18 protein-coding genes are annotated in these 16411 nt (G+C 37.2%); 11 read left to right on the forward strand and 7 right to left on the reverse strand.

What is annotated here, in order from left to right:
* The first annotated feature begins 103 nt into the window (after positions 1-103).
* The 5 genes from opp3b to IHV10_RS04610 all read left to right on the forward strand — a co-directional run bounded on the left by opp3b (position 104) and on the right by IHV10_RS04610 (position 5071).
* Positions 104-1033, forward strand: coding sequence for an oligopeptide ABC transporter permease (gene opp3b / locus IHV10_RS04590; RefSeq protein WP_197127526.1), 930 nt, complete (start codon positions 104-106; stop codon positions 1031-1033).
* Entirely contained in the window at positions 1033-2055 is a 1023-nt protein-coding gene (opp3C, locus tag IHV10_RS04595) for an oligopeptide ABC transporter permease (protein ID WP_197127527.1), read from the forward strand. The genes opp3b and opp3C overlap by 1 nt, the downstream gene beginning before the upstream one ends.
* 16 nt (positions 2056-2071) lie before the next feature.
* A complete protein-coding gene (locus IHV10_RS04600; protein WP_197127528.1) occupies positions 2072-3091 on the forward strand; it encodes an ABC transporter ATP-binding protein in 1020 nt (339 codons plus the stop codon).
* Complete coding sequence (locus IHV10_RS04605) at positions 3091-4089, forward strand: ABC transporter ATP-binding protein (protein WP_197127529.1); 999 nt, start codon at positions 3091-3093, stop codon at positions 4087-4089. Before IHV10_RS04600 ends, IHV10_RS04605 begins: the two co-directional genes overlap by 1 nt.
* 130 nt (positions 4090-4219) lie before the next feature.
* Complete coding sequence (locus tag IHV10_RS04610) at positions 4220-5071, forward strand: DegV family protein (protein WP_197127530.1); 852 nt, start codon at positions 4220-4222, stop codon at positions 5069-5071.
* A gap of 39 nt (positions 5072-5110) precedes the next feature.
* Here IHV10_RS04610 and IHV10_RS04615 read toward each other — a convergent pair whose 3' ends face one another.
* The 3 genes from IHV10_RS04615 to IHV10_RS04625 all read right to left on the reverse strand — a co-directional run bounded on the left by IHV10_RS04615 (position 5111) and on the right by IHV10_RS04625 (position 7815).
* Positions 5111-5650, reverse strand: a complete 540-nt coding sequence (locus IHV10_RS04615; RefSeq protein ID WP_197127531.1) for an HD domain-containing protein — start codon at positions 5648-5650, stop codon at positions 5111-5113.
* A gap of 129 nt (positions 5651-5779) precedes the next feature.
* Positions 5780-7540: a UbiD family decarboxylase gene (locus IHV10_RS04620; RefSeq protein WP_197127532.1), complete on the reverse strand. Its 1761-nt coding sequence runs from the start codon at positions 7538-7540 to the stop codon at positions 5780-5782.
* A 95-nt stretch (positions 7541-7635) separates the two neighbouring features.
* Positions 7636-7815, reverse strand: a complete 180-nt coding sequence (locus IHV10_RS04625) for a hypothetical protein (protein WP_144701128.1) — start codon at positions 7813-7815, stop codon at positions 7636-7638.
* Between the two features lie 130 nt (positions 7816-7945).
* Here IHV10_RS04625 and IHV10_RS04630 point away from each other — a divergent pair, with 130 nt between their 5' ends.
* From IHV10_RS04630 to spxA, 3 genes are all read left to right on the forward strand, one after another.
* Positions 7946-8560 (forward strand): GNAT family N-acetyltransferase, encoded by a 615-nt coding sequence (locus IHV10_RS04630; protein ID WP_197127533.1) that lies wholly within the window; start codon positions 7946-7948, stop codon positions 8558-8560.
* 34 nt (positions 8561-8594) lie between these two features.
* The gene (locus tag IHV10_RS22925) at positions 8595-8729 is read left to right on the forward strand and encodes a hypothetical protein (protein ID WP_255520066.1); all 135 of its coding nucleotides are present in this window, start codon (positions 8595-8597) and stop codon (positions 8727-8729) included.
* A gap of 381 nt (positions 8730-9110) precedes the next feature.
* Positions 9111-9509, forward strand: coding sequence for a transcriptional regulator SpxA (spxA, locus tag IHV10_RS04635; RefSeq protein ID WP_066245987.1), 399 nt, complete (start codon positions 9111-9113; stop codon positions 9507-9509).
* A gap of 93 nt (positions 9510-9602) precedes the next feature.
* On the opposite strand, the gene IHV10_RS04640 is transcribed toward spxA, so the two are convergent.
* Positions 9603-10271 (reverse strand): TerC family protein, encoded by a 669-nt coding sequence (locus tag IHV10_RS04640; protein ID WP_197127534.1) that lies wholly within the window; start codon positions 10269-10271, stop codon positions 9603-9605.
* Positions 10272-10594: 323 nt separating this feature from the next.
* On the opposite strand from IHV10_RS04640, the gene mecA reads away from it, so the two are divergent.
* From mecA to pepF, 3 genes are all read left to right on the forward strand, one after another.
* Entirely contained in the window at positions 10595-11263 is a 669-nt protein-coding gene (mecA, locus tag IHV10_RS04645) for an adaptor protein MecA (RefSeq protein WP_197127535.1), read from the forward strand.
* A 156-nt stretch (positions 11264-11419) separates the two neighbouring features.
* Positions 11420-12592 carry a competence protein CoiA gene (locus IHV10_RS04650; RefSeq protein WP_197127536.1) on the forward strand — a complete coding sequence of 391 codons (1173 nt, stop codon included), beginning with the start codon at positions 11420-11422 and terminating at the stop codon, positions 12590-12592.
* Between the two features lie 96 nt (positions 12593-12688).
* Positions 12689-14506 (forward strand): oligoendopeptidase F, encoded by a 1818-nt coding sequence (pepF, locus tag IHV10_RS04655; RefSeq protein WP_197127537.1) that lies wholly within the window; start codon positions 12689-12691, stop codon positions 14504-14506.
* A gap of 50 nt (positions 14507-14556) precedes the next feature.
* Here the strand turns inward: pepF and IHV10_RS04660 are convergent, their stop codons facing one another.
* From IHV10_RS04660 to IHV10_RS04670, 3 genes are all read right to left on the reverse strand, one after another.
* Positions 14557-14733: a hypothetical protein gene (locus IHV10_RS04660; protein WP_197127538.1), complete on the reverse strand. Its 177-nt coding sequence runs from the start codon at positions 14731-14733 to the stop codon at positions 14557-14559.
* A 254-nt stretch (positions 14734-14987) separates the two neighbouring features.
* The gene (locus IHV10_RS04665) at positions 14988-15890 is read right to left on the reverse strand and encodes a ClpXP adapter SpxH family protein (protein WP_197127539.1); all 903 of its coding nucleotides are present in this window, start codon (positions 15888-15890) and stop codon (positions 14988-14990) included.
* Positions 15874-16287: a globin gene (locus tag IHV10_RS04670; protein ID WP_197127540.1), complete on the reverse strand. Its 414-nt coding sequence runs from the start codon at positions 16285-16287 to the stop codon at positions 15874-15876. Before IHV10_RS04670 ends, IHV10_RS04665 begins: the two co-directional genes overlap by 17 nt.
* Between the last annotated feature and the right edge of the window lie 124 nt (positions 16288-16411).

Genomic DNA, 16411 nt, shown 5'->3' on the forward strand with positions numbered 1-16411 from the left:
AAGAATATTTTCTATTGATATAAAATATTTTGTCCCTTAAGATAGATATTACAGAAAGATTTCAAAATATTAAGGCTTGAAACATTTGGGGGAGGTGTTTGTAATGTTGCGCTATATTACACAGCGAATTCTATATATGCTTTTAACTTTGCTGATCATTGCAACGATTACATTCTTTTTAATGAAGCTGTTACCGGGTTCTCCATTTAACAATCAAGATAAGTTAACGGAAACTCAAAGGTACGCATTAAATGAAAAATACGGGTTAAATGACCCGGTGCCTGTTCAGTACATCAACTATATTACGAAATTGGCACAGGGTGATTTAGGATATACGTTTCAGTTTGATGGACGTACCGTCAATTCATTGATTGTCAATGGTATGGGACCATCAGCTACTGTTGGTTTTGAAGCGTTATTGTTCGGGACTATTGTCGGACTGTTGCTGGGTATTTTGGCTGCGTTAAGGCATAATACATTCTTGGATTACGGGGCTATGGTTATAGCTGTATTCGGAATAGCAATACCATCGTTTGTATTTGCAGGACTTTTGCAATACTACGTAGGTGTTAAACTTGGATGGCTTCCAGTTGCATTCTGGAACGGTCCGGAATACCACATCATGCCAGCATTCTCTTTATCCGTTGGAGTTATTGCTACAGTAGCTCGTTTCATGCGTACTGAAATGCTAGAGATACTAGGAACAGATTACATCCTTATGGCACGTTCAAAAGGAGTAAGCAAATCCGCTGTAATATTTAAACACTCAGTAAGAAATAGTTTAATACCTATCGTAACAATTCTCGGGCCAATGGCAATCGGTCTAATTACAGGATCTTTAGTAATTGAAAATATTTTTGCGATACCTGGTATTGGAGAACAGTTTGTTAAAGCTATTACGGTAAATGATTACCCAGTAATTATGGGTACTACTATTTTTTATAGTTTCTTAATCGTTTCCATTATTTTAATTGTAGATATCTTATACGGCATCATTGATCCACGTATTCGTGTAGCAGGAGGTAAATCATAATGAGTATGTCAGAACGCAAACTAACACCAGATTTATTCCGCCCAGCGAATCTTAATTCAGACAAAGCAGAAGAAATTTCTAAACCAAGCTTAAGCTTTTGGCAAGATGCCTTTAGACGTCTTAAACAAAACAAAGGTGCAATGTTAGGCCTTTTCGCTATCGTGTTCATCATTGTGTTTTCATTGATTGCACCTACATTTACAAAGTATGGAATAGATGATCAAGAACTAATGAGATCTAACTTACCACCCAAAATTCCTGGGCTTGAAAAAATTGAGTTTCTTGGAGTAAATGGTGTAGACATTAGAGATGTGAATCAATATGAAATGAAGAATGTTCCGAAAGATGACTACTTCTGGTTCGGTACAGATAGCTTAGGACGAGATCAGTGGACTAGGGTTTGGAAAGGGACGCAGATTTCTTTATACATTGCATTTTTAGCATCAGCAATTGAATTAATTATCGGAGTTGTTTATGGTGGGGTTTCTGCATTTTACGGTGGAAGAACAGATGACATCATGCAGCGTATCGTAGAAATTTTATATGGTATTCCTAACTTGGTGGTAATCATCTTGTTCATCATCATACTAGACCCAGGGATACTCTCTATAACACTCGCATTAGTAATTACAGGTTGGATAGGTATGTCACGTATCGTACGGGCACAGATCATATCATTAAAGAATCGTGAGTTTGTTTTAGCATCCAGAACACTCGGATCAACTAATGGTAGATTAATTTCTAAGCATCTATTACCAAACACACTAGGTGCAATTATCGTTACAAGTACGTTCACTATTCCTGGGGCAATATTCTTTGAATCATTCTTAAGCTTTATCGGTTTAGGAATTCAGCCGCCGATCGCTTCCCTAGGATCGTTGATTGCGGATGGGTTTAGATCCATTAGAATCTATCCTCACTTAGCAATCTATCCTGCTTCAGTATTATGTATACTGATGATCAGCTTTAACCTTCTTGGTGATGGTCTTCGTGACGCGCTTGATCCTAAGATGAGAAGATAGGAAGGGGATTATATAAATGGAAAAACTATTAGAGTTAGAAAACATACATGTCTCCTTCCAGACGTATGGGGGAGAAGTTAAGGCCGTTCGTGGCGTTAGCTTTACATTAGATAAAGGTGAATCACTTGCTATCGTTGGTGAATCTGGTTCAGGTAAATCAGTAACATCTAAATCAATCATGAGACTTTTACCAAATAAAATTGGTTCGATCAAGCAAGGGTCGATTAAGTTTCAAGGGAAAGACCTTGCAAAAGCATCAGAACGTGAGATGGAAAAAATTCGTGGTGCTGAAATCTCGATGATCTTCCAAGATCCTATGACATCTCTTAACCCGACGATGACAATCGGTAAACAGATTATGGAAGGTCTACGTAAGCACCAAAACATGAGCAAGAGTGAAGCAAAAGAACGTTCTATCAACTTACTAAAACTTGTTGGTATTCCTAATCCTGAGCTTCGTGTGGATGAATATCCTCACCAATTTTCAGGTGGAATGCGTCAGCGTGTAGTTATCGCAATTGCACTATCTTGTAACCCAAAAGTATTAATCGCGGATGAACCGACAACAGCGCTAGACGTTACTATTCAAGCTCAGATTCTTGACTTGATGCGTGATCTACAAGATAAAACAGGTACAGCGATTATCTTGATCACACATGATCTTGGAGTTGTAGCTAACTTAGCTCAACGTGTAGCTGTAATGTACGGTGGTATGATCGTTGAAACTGGAACAGTTGATGAAATCTTTTATAAGCCGAAACACCCGTACACTTGGGGATTATTGGCTTCAATGCCGAAGATAAATGCAGAATCAAAAGAACTTTTAGCGATTCCAGGAACACCGCCTGATCTAATGAATCCTCCAAAGGGATGTCCGTTTGCAGCGCGTTGTCCATATGCAATGGAAGTTTGTTTGGAGAATATGCCTGAAGCTACAGATGTATCTTCTTCTCACAAAGCAGCTTGCTGGTTATTAGATGAGCGAGCGCCAAAAGTTAAACCGCCGGAAGAGGCATTAGTTGGGGGTGCTCGATAATGGCAGTAGTAGAAAGAGAAAAATTATTAGAAGTAAAAAATCTTAAAAAGTATTTCCCCGCTGGAAAAAAGGGCGTACTAAAAGCTGTAGATGATGTTTCCTTTGATATTTATAAAGGAGAAACACTTGGACTTGTAGGTGAGTCAGGTTGCGGTAAATCTACAACTGGACGTACAATTATTCGTCTATATGATGCTACTGATGGTGAAGTTTTTTACGAGGGCGATGATGTTCATGATAAAAAGTCTCGTTCTGAACTAAAGAAATTTAACCGCAAAATGCAAATGATCTTCCAAGATCCATACGCTTCTCTCAATCCGCGTATGACGGTTAAGGATATTATTGCTGAAGGTATCGATATCCACGGATTGGCGAAAACAAAGAAAGACCGTGAAAATCGAGTTTATGAACTACTTGAAACAGTAGGATTAAATAAAGAACACGCAAACCGCTACCCGCATGAATTCTCAGGTGGACAGCGTCAACGTATCGGAATTGCTCGTGCACTAGCCGTAGATCCGGACTTTATTATTGCCGATGAGCCGATTTCAGCTCTAGATGTATCCATTCAAGCGCAAGTTGTTAACTTAATGATGGAACTGCAAAAAGAACGTGGACTTACTTACCTATTTATTGCCCATGATCTATCTATGGTTAAACATATTTCTGATCGTGTAGGTGTAATGTACCTAGGTAATATCGTAGAGCTTACAACAAGTGATGAGCTTTATGAAGAGCCGCTTCACCCGTATACACAAGCTCTTTTATCAGCGATTCCAGTTCCGGATCCTGAACTTGAAAGAAGCCGTGAACGTATCATCTTAGAGGGAGATGTTCCGAGTCCGATCAATCCTCCAAGTGGCTGCCGTTTCCGTACTCGTTGCCCACATGCAATGGATGTGTGTGCAGCAGTTAAACCTAAATGGCAAGAAGCTAGAGAAGGTCATTGGGTAGCATGTCACCTTTATGATGAAGAAGCTGTAAAGCAACAGAATTAACACATTTAAAACGATCTCCTATAATACAGGAGGTCGTTTTTATGTTAAACTAATAGAAGTGTGTAAAGCGTATACAATGCTTTATACATCCCTAATAATTGATCGAGAAGCAGAAATGGGGTAGAACAATATGAACCTTAGTTTTATAGTAGATAGCGCAAGTGACCTTAAAATAGATCTTGAGAAACTGGATTACTCGTTAACCGTTGTACCATTGAATGTACAATTTGGAGAAGACCATTATTTAGATGGCGTGAATATTACTGAAGATGAATTTTATAAACGTATGAGTATGGAACCAGAATTACCAAAAACAAGTCAGCCCTCTCCACAATCTTTTTATGAAGCCTTTCAAAAAGAAGTGGATAAAGGCCATGATGTCCTATACATTGGCATCTCATCTAACTTAAGTGGAACGGTTCAAAGTGCTACGATCGGTAAGAGCATGTTAACTGAAGAAGAACAAGAAAAAGTGATCATTCTAGATTCCGGTATCGCTTCAGGTGGTGTGCAAATTTTACTAAATGAAGCAATTGAATTAGCACGTGAAGGAAAAGCTTTAACTGAAATCGTGAGTAACTTAGAGAAGACGAAGTCGGGCATTAAAGCGTATGTACTGCTTGAAACGTTAGAAAACTTGAAAAAAGGTGGAAGAATATCTGCTGTTCAAGGTGCTATAGCAGGAATGCTAAATATTAAACCGATGATATCAATCATTGATGGTGTTGTTGAAACGATTGGGAAGTTTAGAGGAAGTAAGAAGGGTCTTTCTAAGATGAAAGAATACATCACTGAATGGAAAGCAGAAAATCCTGAGAAAACACTTTACCTCATTCATAGTTTTCCTTCTACTGATGAAGTGATAAAGGAATTTGAAGAATTATTCTCATTATCTAGTTTCCCAAAAGTGATCTATACTCGATTTGGAAGCACGATCGGAACTTATTCGAGTGAAAAAGCCATTGGATTTGTAGCTTATTAAAAAAATAGGTAGAAATGTTAAAAACACTCTTTTCCTTTCTTAGGAAACAGAGTGTTTTACTTTTTCTTCTTCATGATATTCATCTACCATTTCATCTAATTTTTTGATCATGGTTATAGCTTTCATATCACTAATCGTACGATAGTGGTGGCTTCCGCCTGGTTCTTCATCTGATTCGTCAGCTAAAGCAACAACTTTTTGCAACGGATTAAGGTTTAGCGAGCCAGCAGGGAGATAGGAATCGGTGTGCAGTAAAATAGCAAGAGCAATTTCTTTTGCATTCTTACGGTCTTCACCGAGAGACACTAAAATTCGATGTGCACGTTCTGCACCTTTAATCGCATGAATATCATTTTCTTTGTACATGTCATAGTCCCAATGACCATTCTTATACCATGTATAGTGACCGATATCATGAAGAAAAGCAGCCTTTGTCGCTAAATCAGGATTCACACCATATTTTTGAGACAAACGGTATGCATGATAAGCTGTTGAGATGGCATGAACCATTCCTGACCGCTTTACATATTTTTGAACATGAGGATGGTTATATAGATCAAGTAAGCTAATATTTCGCATATGATTTCTCCTTTCTCTAAAAATGTATATTGTTATATACAATAACACCATTTGGACAATTTATCAACTAAAACAACCAAAAAAAGAAGCGAAATCGCTTCTTCTTTTGTTGCTAAGCTATAGAGAGGATTACTTTTTAAAGTACTCATCCCAACGATCTGTCACTAATTTATCAATATCTTCACGAGTTTCAACCACATCAGGATAGAATGGCTTCATTCGCGCATCAATAATAATTGTACCTTCATATTTAATACGATTTCTGTCTATCGTGCTTTTTGCATAAACATCATAAGCTGGATCAAATCGTGTAAAGGTTGTCCATAAGAATTCAGCCTGCGTTGCAGCAATGGATGCATCATCTACAAGGAAAACTAATGGCCAGTCTTTGAAAGAATCGTGACCATTAACAAGTAGTTTTTCTGCAAAGTCTGGTGCTTCACCAAACGATGGTCCACTTACCGTTAAACAGCCACCACAAAATACGCCTACGTCATCGATGCCTGAAATAGTTCCACCTTCATAGGTGCGTTTTAGTTCCCGCACAGGTTCTCCTAGCCCCGTCATAATTGCTTTTGAACCTGTATTGAACTTACGGCCGGTATAATCAAGAGTATCCATAGAAGTATCATGGATAATTAAGAGATCGCGTTCAGGAAGAAACCTCTCCAGTACCCCTTCTGCAAGTTCTGCAAAATTTTGAAGGTTTACAGGCTTATTTGTTACCATCAAGAATTTTGTAAGTGTTAGTTGTCCTTCACCCATAATACGAAACGCGTGAGCTAAACCTTCTTTATAATAAGATTCGCGCACGACAGCTCCTGCAAGTGCATGAAAGCCTGTTTCTGCATACGTCCAAAGATCTCGTACACCGTTCATAACAACAGGGAATAATGGACTCATCAATCTTTGCAGATATTCTCCGATAAAATAATCTTCTTGTTTTGGTTTTCCAACTACCGTTGCAGGATAGATGGCATCTTTTCGCTTCCACATCTTATCAACATTGAATACTGGAAAATCATGTGCCCATGAATAGTAGCCATAATGATCTCCGAATGGTCCTTCAGGTTCTCGAACATGTGGTGGAACAACTCCACCAAACGCAAACTCAGCCTCTGCAATTAAAGGATGCGGATGGCCATCAACATGCGCAAGACTTAACTTCTCTCCCATTAACATCGAAGAAAACATAAGTTCAGGAACTGCTTCAGGAAGTGGAGCGATGGCTGAAATCATTAGAGAAGGAGGTCCGCCTAGAAACAGTGTAACAGGTAATGCTTCGTTTTTTTGTTCAGCGGCATAATGATGGAAGCCTCCACCTTTATGAATCTGCCAGTGAATACCCGTTTTGTTTTTCTCTTTGATCTCAATTCTGTACATACCGAGATTATGCTCATGTTTATCGGGATGTTCCGTATACACGAGTGGCAGAGTTACGAACGGATTACTATCTAAATGCCAGCCAGTTAATGCAGGCAAGTCTTGCATGTTAACATTTGTCGTAAAAGTTTCTAATAAAGGAGCTTTATTTTTGTTCACTGCTTTCGTGCCAAGTGATAATACATCTTTGATCATGCCTTTTTTCTTCCATAAGACAGAAGGGGAGGGAGGCATTAACTCATCGATCGACCCTACTAGTTCTTTTACTAACTGCTCTGGTTTTGGACCAAAAGCCATGTCTACTCGTTTTATTGTTCCAAAAAGATTTGTTACAACAGGAATATTCTTACCTTTAACATTTGTGAACAGAAGAGCTGGTCCTTCTTCTGAGATCACACGTCTATGGATTTCAGGGATTTCTAAATAAGGATCAACTTCTGTGTGGATTTCTACAATTTCTTTTTCAGCTCTTAACTGGTTGATGAAAGTTCTAAGGTTTTTATGCATTTGAACACCTCTATTATGTATGCTACCCTTATATTATAAAGTAGTTCGGACTTGAAATGTAAAAAACAACCCAAAATTCACGGGTTGTTCGCATTTTATCTTCTTTTAACAGGTCTCCAGTTTTCTTGAAAAGACTTCGATTTATCCACAAAATGAAAAACTTTTTTACCGCCGAACAATTTTACAGCAATGAATTGGGAGATGCTTCCCATGAGTGCTGTGATTCCAACTACACAAAGTGCCAGCAACGTTAAATCGGTAAAGAATGAAATCAAATGAGGACTCCTCCTTTTCGCAACGAGTTCACCACGTACTTCTTTCTTTATTGTATCTCATGATAACAAAGGAAGAAAGAGGGAAAACTATATAATATCACCAAAAATTTAAGGAGCTGATGGGGAAAAAATGAACTGGTATGAGAAGTTAAATCAATATTTTCCGATTGAAGAGATGAAATCTAAAGAGCATATGGAATTATTATTAGACGAAAAGAGTGACATTTATCACAAAGATGAAGGTCAGTATCACGTATTGATGTATGTTGAATTAGCTGACTTTGTATTTATTGATTATTTATTTGTGTCAAAAGATGCTAGAGGGCAAGGGCTCGGTCATAAGCTCATTGAAATGTTAAAAGAAAAGGGAAAGCCAATCATTTTAGAAGTTGAGCCAGTCGATTATGAAGATACGGATACAGAAAAGAGATTGCGATTCTACACGCGTGAAGGATTTGAACATGCCTCTAGCATTGGATATAGAAGACGTTCACTTGCTACGAATGAAGTAAATGAGATGGAGATCCTTTATTGGACACCAACAGAAGAATCTGAAGAAACTATTTATGAAAACATGAAAAAGACGTATAATGAAATACACACGTACAAGGATAGTGAATTGTACGGTAAGTCCTATCAGCCTGCAAGTGAAGTGCTAACTTTAGATACAGAGAATTCAGTACCTAAACCTGAGATCGTTGATGATGAGTCATCAGATGTTTCAGGAAAACCTGCTTCCGAGTAATAATATTTTCCTTTTTGAAGGAGGATGAGGCGTTATGAAACAAAAGGACAAAAAGAAAAAAACAAAACGAGAACTATGGAAAGAAATGCTTAAGAAAAATCTTAAGAGATTCAAACCAAGCATTTCTAGAAAAGGCCCAGCATCACAAGTAAAAAAAACGATCGCATAAGATAGGGCTGTTAGAAAGAAGGTAAACTTTCTTCTAACAGCCCTCATTTTTTTATATGAATGATTATGTTTTTTCTATTTCTACTGAGATTAGTATTAAACTCATCTTAAGTAAACATTCGAAATATTAATTCATAAAACTTATTCTTTTTTTATGTTTTATGAAACTTATTCTTGGGTAATACGTCTATATATATGTTGAAACGGAAAAGTTGTGTAGAATATTTGTAGATGTATTACATTTGTATGACAAATTCGTAAAAATGTACAAAAGTCTGTATAACCTCTACCGAAAATGTAAAATGTGTAGTATACTATTAATGATGATTTAATAACTTTTTTAAAGTACCTAAATCAGAGAGAGGGGAAGGAGAGTTCCACTATGGTCACACTATTTACTTCGCCGAGCTGTACATCATGCCGTAAAGCAAAAGCATGGTTAAAAGAGAATGACATTCCTTATCAAGAAAGAAATATCTTTTCAGAACCTTTATCAATAGAAGAAGTTAAACAAATCTTGAGAATGACAGAGGACGGTACTGACGAGATTATTTCTACTCGTTCTAAAACGTTCCAGGAACTTAACATCAATCTCGAATCCATGCCTTTGCAAGACTTATACCAATTGATTGCAGATCATCCTGGGTTATTACGCAGACCTATTATCTTGGATGAAAAACGTTTGCAAGTTGGATATAACGAAGACGAAATTCGTCGTTTCTTACCAAGACGTGTACGTACTTTTCAGCTTATGGAAGCACAGCGTCTTGTTAATGAATAATAGAAAAACTTCCACTATCTTATAGTGGAAGTTTTTTATTGTTACGTTCAAAAAAAGGAAGTCCGTGCGCTATCGCAAGGACTTCCTTTTTACCTATCTTGCACGTTTCTTTTTAAACGTATTCGTCAGAATTCCTGCAAGAATTACTCCAACAACTAAAAATACGTATAAGCCGTATTTCAATATATTATTTCCTTCAAATACAGAATGAATCATCCGTTCTTCTACGATCATTCCTGCTGATGTAAAGGCAAGTACTCCAGCACCAATGTAAATTAAAACAGGGAATCTTTCCATAAAGTGCAATATTATTTTACTTCCCCATATAATAATAGGAACAGATACTAACAGACCGATTACAACCAAAACGATATTCCCATGTGCAGCACCTGCAACGGCTAGTACATTATCAAGACCCATTGCAATATCAGCAAAAACGATGGTTTTTACAGCGTCAGATAAGTTCTTGCCGGCTTTGACATCAAGCTCATCATCTTCTTCTAGGATTAGCTTATAAGCAATAATTAGAAGTAAAATTCCTCCTGCTAAATATAAGAAAGGAATATTTAATAAATAAACAGCTACAATGGTTAGTACTACACGAACAACAATAGCAAGTCCAGTCCCTAAGAAAATAGCTTTATTTCTTTGAGCTTCTGGTAAGTTTCTACTGGCAAGGGCAATTACTATAGCGTTGTCTCCGCCAAGAAGGATATCAATTGCGATAATCTGCAACAGTGATATCAGAAATTCTGTTTCCAAACGTAAACCCCCCGTAAATAATGAAATTTCACTTGTGTTATGGTACAATATGTTAACCTTAAAGACCTTTGAATTATAGTCCAGCTTGACCTGCTCCGTCAAGTTGAGAGCTTGAGATTCATCGCGTGAACAGGTTCAAAAAAGGGCAGTTTATACAGGCCTTTTTTATTTCCATATTTTCCGTTTTGTCATAGAATAAGGTACAAGAGGTTTAATTGTGATTGATGTAATTTTCGACGGAGAACATTTGGAAATAAGATTTGCTTTTTTCTAGGGGTATTTATCCCTTCACGAACAAACCGGAGAGAAGGGAGAGAAGCAGGATGGAAATTGAAAGAGTGAATGAGTTCACCATTAAATTTTTCATTACGTACAGAGATATTGAAGATCGCGGTTTCGATCGTGAAGAAATATGGTCTGATCGCGAAAGAGGAGAAGAACTCTTTTGGGAAATGATGGACGAAGCACATCAGCAAGAGCAGTTTCCATTAGAAGGTCCACTGTGGATTCAAGTTCAGGCTCTGGATAAAGGTCTCGAAATTATTGTAACTCGTGCTCAAATGTCCAAAGACGGTAAAAAAATTGAGCTTCCTATAGGCGATGATAAATTGGATTTACCGGTTGATCAAAATATTGAACAAATATTGGATCAACAGTTTCAAGCGGAAGAAGACTTTGATGAATTAGAAGAAACAGAAGAAGACTATTTATCCTTCCTCATTTCTTTTGGAGATTTTGAAGATGTTATCTCTTTAAGTCATACCATTGATTCTTCGTCTTTTGAGAATTCGCTGTTTCATTTCGAGGGTAAATATTATTTGTATGTGACATTTAATGTAGAAACTTCAGATCGCGAACAAGACGATTTATTAGCGCAACTATTGGAATACGGTAACGACTCTGATCTATCTGTTTACCGCATACAAGAGTATGGAAAGACGATTGTTGCAGAAGAGGCATTAGATCACGTACAACAATATTTTAAATTATAAGAGATCACCGATTTCAGCTATTTTGAAATCGGTTTTTGTTTTTTTAATAGGAAGTTTTGAACAAAAATGATAGAGATTCATAACCGATTAGAGAAAATGAAGATGTGAAGTTTCTACAATCTTCGTTCATCATGATGATTGTGGAGGTGAGACGGATTGTTAGTCGCTCTTTTTAATGATCAGTATGTTGATATGGTTGGAGAAACGACGAAGGAAGAATGGTATCAAAAAAATAAGTCTGGAAATTTACGCTGTCCAGTCTGTCAAAATAAAGTCATACCGAAATGTGGAACCAAAAAGACATGGCATTTTGCTCATCATTCTTTTAGAGAATGTAACGGATATCATGAAGGAGAAACCGATTATCATCTGCTAGGAAAAAAAGGATTATATAAATGGCTTATTAATGTAGATGAAGAACCAATTCTTGAATATTATTTACGGGATATTCATCAGCGTCCAGATTTGTTTCTCGAAAAATATCAGCACGCTATTGAGTTTCAATGTGCAACAGTCACAGGCAATGATCTGAGAAAAAGAATAACAGGATTTGAGTCTCTAAACATGGAATCCGACTGGATTTTTGGTATGAAACGTATAAAGCAAAAAGGACCAAATTTATTCTATATTCAAAGCTCTGATCTATCCGCAGCAAAAAAGGATGACAATGGCCACTTATATCTCAATTACTATTGTCCCCTTAAAGAACAATTTCTGCTGCTTAGAAATATAATTCCTCTTTCACAAACAAAAACTGCTGCTCATGCACATGCGTTCTCAACGAAAAATTTCACGGATATACAATGTTTATCAAAAACATTTACGAATTTAAAACAGGATAACTTAAATTATAACGCTTTATGGAATAAACAAAAAACGACATGGAGAATGACGGCTTTTAAGAATAATTCTCCTGGTGTTATGTATTTTAAAAAAGTTTTATATTTTAATCACCGTTCCTTAACTTTGTTTCCCTCTATTGCGGGTATCCCTTCAAAAGATTACTATCACATCGAAACATCATCTTACTTGTGGCAAACGTATATGCTGTTCTTGATTGAACAGTTGCCGACTTCACTATTCTCCTTAAACTTTATACACTTGGAATTTCAAAGATTGCTGCATAAACGAATTCTGCAAAATAGAGATTTTCCTTATCTTAATGAATCTTGGAAAGATGCAATCCATGGCTACCTAGATTTTTTAGTCAACCACCTACTCATAGAAAAAGTGTCAGAAGGAACATTTAGAAAGCTGCAGCGTGTTCATTATCCTAAAACTTTGGATGAGGCGTTTAAACTAGACGAAATTTTCAGTGAAAAGTCGTAATTTTTGACTTTGCTTAAGCATTTTCTGGTAATATGTAGATATACATAAGGAGAAAGTATTCCTACTATTCTCTTTAATTTACTTGGAGGTGTATGTATGTCTCAAACTAAAACGAAATCATTGCCAAAACGTAATGAAGTCCCTGTTTCAGATACGTGGGATTTAGAAGCAATATATGCGTCGGATGATGTATGGGAAAAAGAATTCAATGAAACGAAAAACCTGTTGCCTGAACTAAAATCTTTTCAAGGAAAACTTGGAGAATCGGCGGAAACCCTTTTTTCATATCTTCAAAAACAAGACGAAGTAACGAAAAAGCTTGGTAAACTTTATACATATGCTCATATGAGATACGATCAAGATACAACGAACTCCATGTACCAAGGTTTGAATGACCGTGCTTCGAACTTAGCAACTCAAGTAAGCAGTACAGTCTCATTTGCAGTACCAGAAATTCTATCTCTATCTGAGGACACGTTGGTTCAATTCTTACAAAGTCACGAACCATTAAAGTTATATAAACAAGCGTTAGATGAGATTAATCGTCAGCGTCCTCACGTCCTTTCGAAAGAAGAAGAAGCACTCTTAGCAGATGTAAGAGAAGTAGCTAATACTTCTAGCAATACATTTGGTATGCTGAATAACGCTGACCTTAAATTCCCAGTTATTAGAGACGAGAACGGGGAAGAAATCGAAGTAACACATGGACGTTATATCCGCTTTTTAGAAAGCTCAGATCGTAGAGTAAGAGAAGATGCTTTCAAAGCTGTATATGGCACATATGATTCTTACAAAAATACATTTGCAAGCACTCTTGCAGGAACGGTAAAGCGAGATAATTTCTTTGCAAAAACTAGAAAGTTTAGTTCAGCTCGTGAAGCAGCATTGAACAACAATAACATCCCTGAAGCAGTTTATGATAATTTAGTAAAGACAGTAAATGATAACCTTGGATTATTGCATCGTTATGTTCGTTTGCGTAAAAAAGCGCTTGGACTTGATGAACTTCATATGTATGATCTTTATACGCCACTTGTAAAAGATGCAAAGATGGAAGTGAGCTTTAAAGAGGCTCAGCAGCTTGTATTAGACAGTTTAGATCCGATGGGCGATGAGTATAAAGAGATCGTAAAAGAGGGCTATGAGAAGCGTTGGATCGATGTACATGAGAACGCAGGTAAACGAAGTGGTGCCTACTCATCTGGTGCTTATGGAACAATGCCATATATCCTAATGAACTGGCAAGATAACGTAAACAACTTGTTCACACTCACGCATGAGATCGGACATTCTGTTCATAGTTACTACACACGTGAGAATCAACCTTATCCTTATGCGGATTACTCAATCTTTGTTGCAGAGGTTGCGTCTACTTGTAATGAAGCTTTGTTGAATCATTATATGTTAGAGAAAACATCTGATAAAAAAGAAAAGTTGTACTTGTTGAACCACCATTTAGAAGGCTTTAGAGGTACTGTTTTCCGTCAGACGATGTTTGCAGAATTCGAACAAGAGATTCATGTTCGTGCAGCGAATGGAGAGCCGCTAACGCCAGAACTATTAACGAAAATCTATTACGATCTAAATGTTAAATATTTCGGTGATGATCTAGTGATTGATAAAGAGATTGGTCTAGAGTGGGCTAGAATTCCTCATTTCTATTACAATTTCTATGTTTATCAATACGCAACTGGATTTAGCGCGGCAGCTTCCTTGTCTAAACAGATACTAGATGAAGGAAAACCAGCTGTTGATCGTTACCTAGATTTCTTAAAAGCAGGAAGCTCTGATTATCCGATCGAAGTATTGAAAAAAGCTGGTGTGGATATGACTACACCAGAACCAATTGAAAATGCTCTTAAAGTTTTTGAATCCATTCTTGATGAGATGGAAGAACTGCTTTTTGAGAAGTAAACACAAAAAATCCTGTCCAGAACTCTGGGCAGGATTTTGTTATGTTTGTTCTAGCCTATTCTTCTTAGTTTTGATCGGTAGTTATAACACAGTGTTGTTAAAAGTACGGCGATAAAGAGTCCCGGAATCGCTAAAATTTTTGGTGCCATGTTTAACAGAGAGAGCACAAAGAAATAAAAACTCCCTGCAAGTGAAAGTAAACTCACCAAAATCATAATCAAATACATAAAATTCTCCCTCCCTTTGTACATGTTTATTCATGTAGGGGAAGGATATGCAAAGCGTGTCCGAATATTAAAGGCTCATCTCCACAAACTGTTGCTATCCTCTAGGTATTTTTCATTTCTCTTCCTATGCAAGTTGATTAAAGCGCAAGGTTGCCGACTCCTATATGGATCGAGCGATCGGTCTGAAATGAGGAAGTGGCTCGTTCAGTCTCGACAAGCAAGAGTAACTCAAATAAAAAAACCGCTGAACATGATCAGCGGTTGGGAAGGTATCTCCAAAATGTTCCGTACTTTACAGGGACTCGTTCAACTTTTTGCTGCAGTACGAGACGTTTTAATCTCTTTTCTGCTTCTTCACAACTAATCTGATATACAACTGAAACCTCTTTTGTAGCTACAAATGAGTAAGAAGAAAGAAAGTCTTCTAATTCAGGAAGCGGTGAAGGCTCCAATGGAACCTCAGTCATTTCTTTAAGGATCTGCACATAAACATCATAGGAATAACAGCCAGATATTTTAATTCCATCATCATCTGTTTTGTCATTAAAAACAATGAGTGTTGGGATTTGAGTAACATCCATTTCTTGTGAAAATTTTAAATCACAGCGAAGAGCTTTAATCGTAGCTTCAGATGAAAGATCACTTAAAAATTCATCTTCGTCTAAGTTAACAGAGCGAGCTATATCTAATAATACGTCATCGTTTCCAATGTTTTGTTTGTTTAAGAATAAGTTTTCTCTGAGCTTTCTTAAGAACTTCATTCCTTGCTGCTTTCCTTGTAACTCAGCAGCTTTTATAGCTAGCGTTGCTTTATGAGGGGCAGAAATGGGGTTTTCCAACCATACATCTCCATCACAGCTCATACCAGAAAGGGAAGCTGTTTTTTCCCACTTCTCAGCAATTTGTTCAGCGGTATTAATCCCCTTTTTTCGAGGTACGTACGTATTGAGTGATTCCAGGCTGCCACTAACAAAATGGCGTAATGTGAAATAGTGGCCGTATTGGACTTGTAATTTTTTAATAACAGGCTCTAATGACCAGCATTCTGGGCATAGCGGATCGATGACAGAATAGATTTCCAATGGCTTTTGACAGGCATGGTTTTTGTTGTTCTCTTGTTCGTCATAAAAGGAATTGGAATTATACAGTGTCAGCATTCTCGCCCCTTTCTGAATCCTCCGTATTAACCATATGAAAAGCAGTCATTTTTAATCGGCTTAACAGTATGTTTTGCAATTCAGGTTCTATTTTTTGAATCGTCATCGCTTTTTCCATACAGGCTATCCATGCTTTTGCGTGCACATTTGTTATGGGAAAAGGCATGTGACGCGCTCTAAGCATAGGATGTCCATGTTCCTCAGTATATAGTGGCGGCCCGCCAAAAAACTGGCTTAAAAATTGTGTTTGTTTATAGGCAGTCTCTGTTAAGTCGTCAGGAAAAAGTGGAGAAAGCAATGAATCTTGACTGACTAGATTGTAAAAAGTAGTAACAAGTTTTTCAATACCTTCCTTTTCTCCTAACAGATCATATGGTGTTTTTGATTCGTCAAACATGGTCCAAAAGCTCCTTGCGTCAATTTGTAATTTTATTGTAGCAAGGTTCATGAATAGTAAGCAAACAATATGAATAGAGAAGGATGTTCGTAAGTTTGTAAATCTCCGTAATGCCGCTATAAAA

The organism is Fictibacillus sp. 5RED26 (assembly GCF_015903895.1).
GTDB classification, from domain to species: domain Bacteria; phylum Bacillota; class Bacilli; order Bacillales; family Fictibacillaceae; genus Fictibacillus; species Fictibacillus phosphorivorans.

Excerpts from the sequence above, each read along its gene's own strand:
- opp3b (WP_197127526.1), top strand. The coding sequence starts at position 104 with ATGTTGCGCTATATTACACAGCGAATTCTATATATGCTTTTAACTTTG.
- IHV10_RS22925 (WP_255520066.1), top strand. The coding sequence starts at position 8,595 with ATGAAACAAAAGGACAAAAAGAAAAAAACAAAACGAGAACTATGGAAA.
- IHV10_RS04630 (WP_197127533.1), top strand. The coding sequence starts at position 7,946 with ATGAACTGGTATGAGAAGTTAAATCAATATTTTCCGATTGAAGAGATG.
- IHV10_RS04665 (WP_197127539.1), bottom strand. The coding sequence starts at position 15,890 with ATGCTGACACTGTATAATTCCAATTCCTTTTATGACGAACAAGAGAAC.
- pepF (WP_197127537.1), top strand. The coding sequence starts at position 12,689 with ATGTCTCAAACTAAAACGAAATCATTGCCAAAACGTAATGAAGTCCCT.
- spxA (WP_066245987.1), top strand. The coding sequence starts at position 9,111 with ATGGTCACACTATTTACTTCGCCGAGCTGTACATCATGCCGTAAAGCA.
- IHV10_RS04600 (WP_197127528.1), top strand. The coding sequence starts at position 2,072 with ATGGAAAAACTATTAGAGTTAGAAAACATACATGTCTCCTTCCAGACG.
- IHV10_RS04610 (WP_197127530.1), top strand. The coding sequence starts at position 4,220 with ATGAACCTTAGTTTTATAGTAGATAGCGCAAGTGACCTTAAAATAGAT.
- mecA (WP_197127535.1), top strand. The coding sequence starts at position 10,595 with ATGGAAATTGAAAGAGTGAATGAGTTCACCATTAAATTTTTCATTACG.
- opp3C (WP_197127527.1), top strand. The coding sequence starts at position 1,033 with ATGAGTATGTCAGAACGCAAACTAACACCAGATTTATTCCGCCCAGCG.
- IHV10_RS04615 (WP_197127531.1), bottom strand. The coding sequence starts at position 5,650 with ATGCGAAATATTAGCTTACTTGATCTATATAACCATCCTCATGTTCAA.
- IHV10_RS04660 (WP_197127538.1), bottom strand. The coding sequence starts at position 14,733 with ATGTATTTGATTATGATTTTGGTGAGTTTACTTTCACTTGCAGGGAGT.
- IHV10_RS04670 (WP_197127540.1), bottom strand. The coding sequence starts at position 16,287 with ATGTTTGACGAATCAAAAACACCATATGATCTGTTAGGAGAAAAGGAA.
- IHV10_RS04605 (WP_197127529.1), top strand. The coding sequence starts at position 3,091 with ATGGCAGTAGTAGAAAGAGAAAAATTATTAGAAGTAAAAAATCTTAAA.
- IHV10_RS04620 (WP_197127532.1), bottom strand. The coding sequence starts at position 7,540 with ATGCATAAAAACCTTAGAACTTTCATCAACCAGTTAAGAGCTGAAAAA.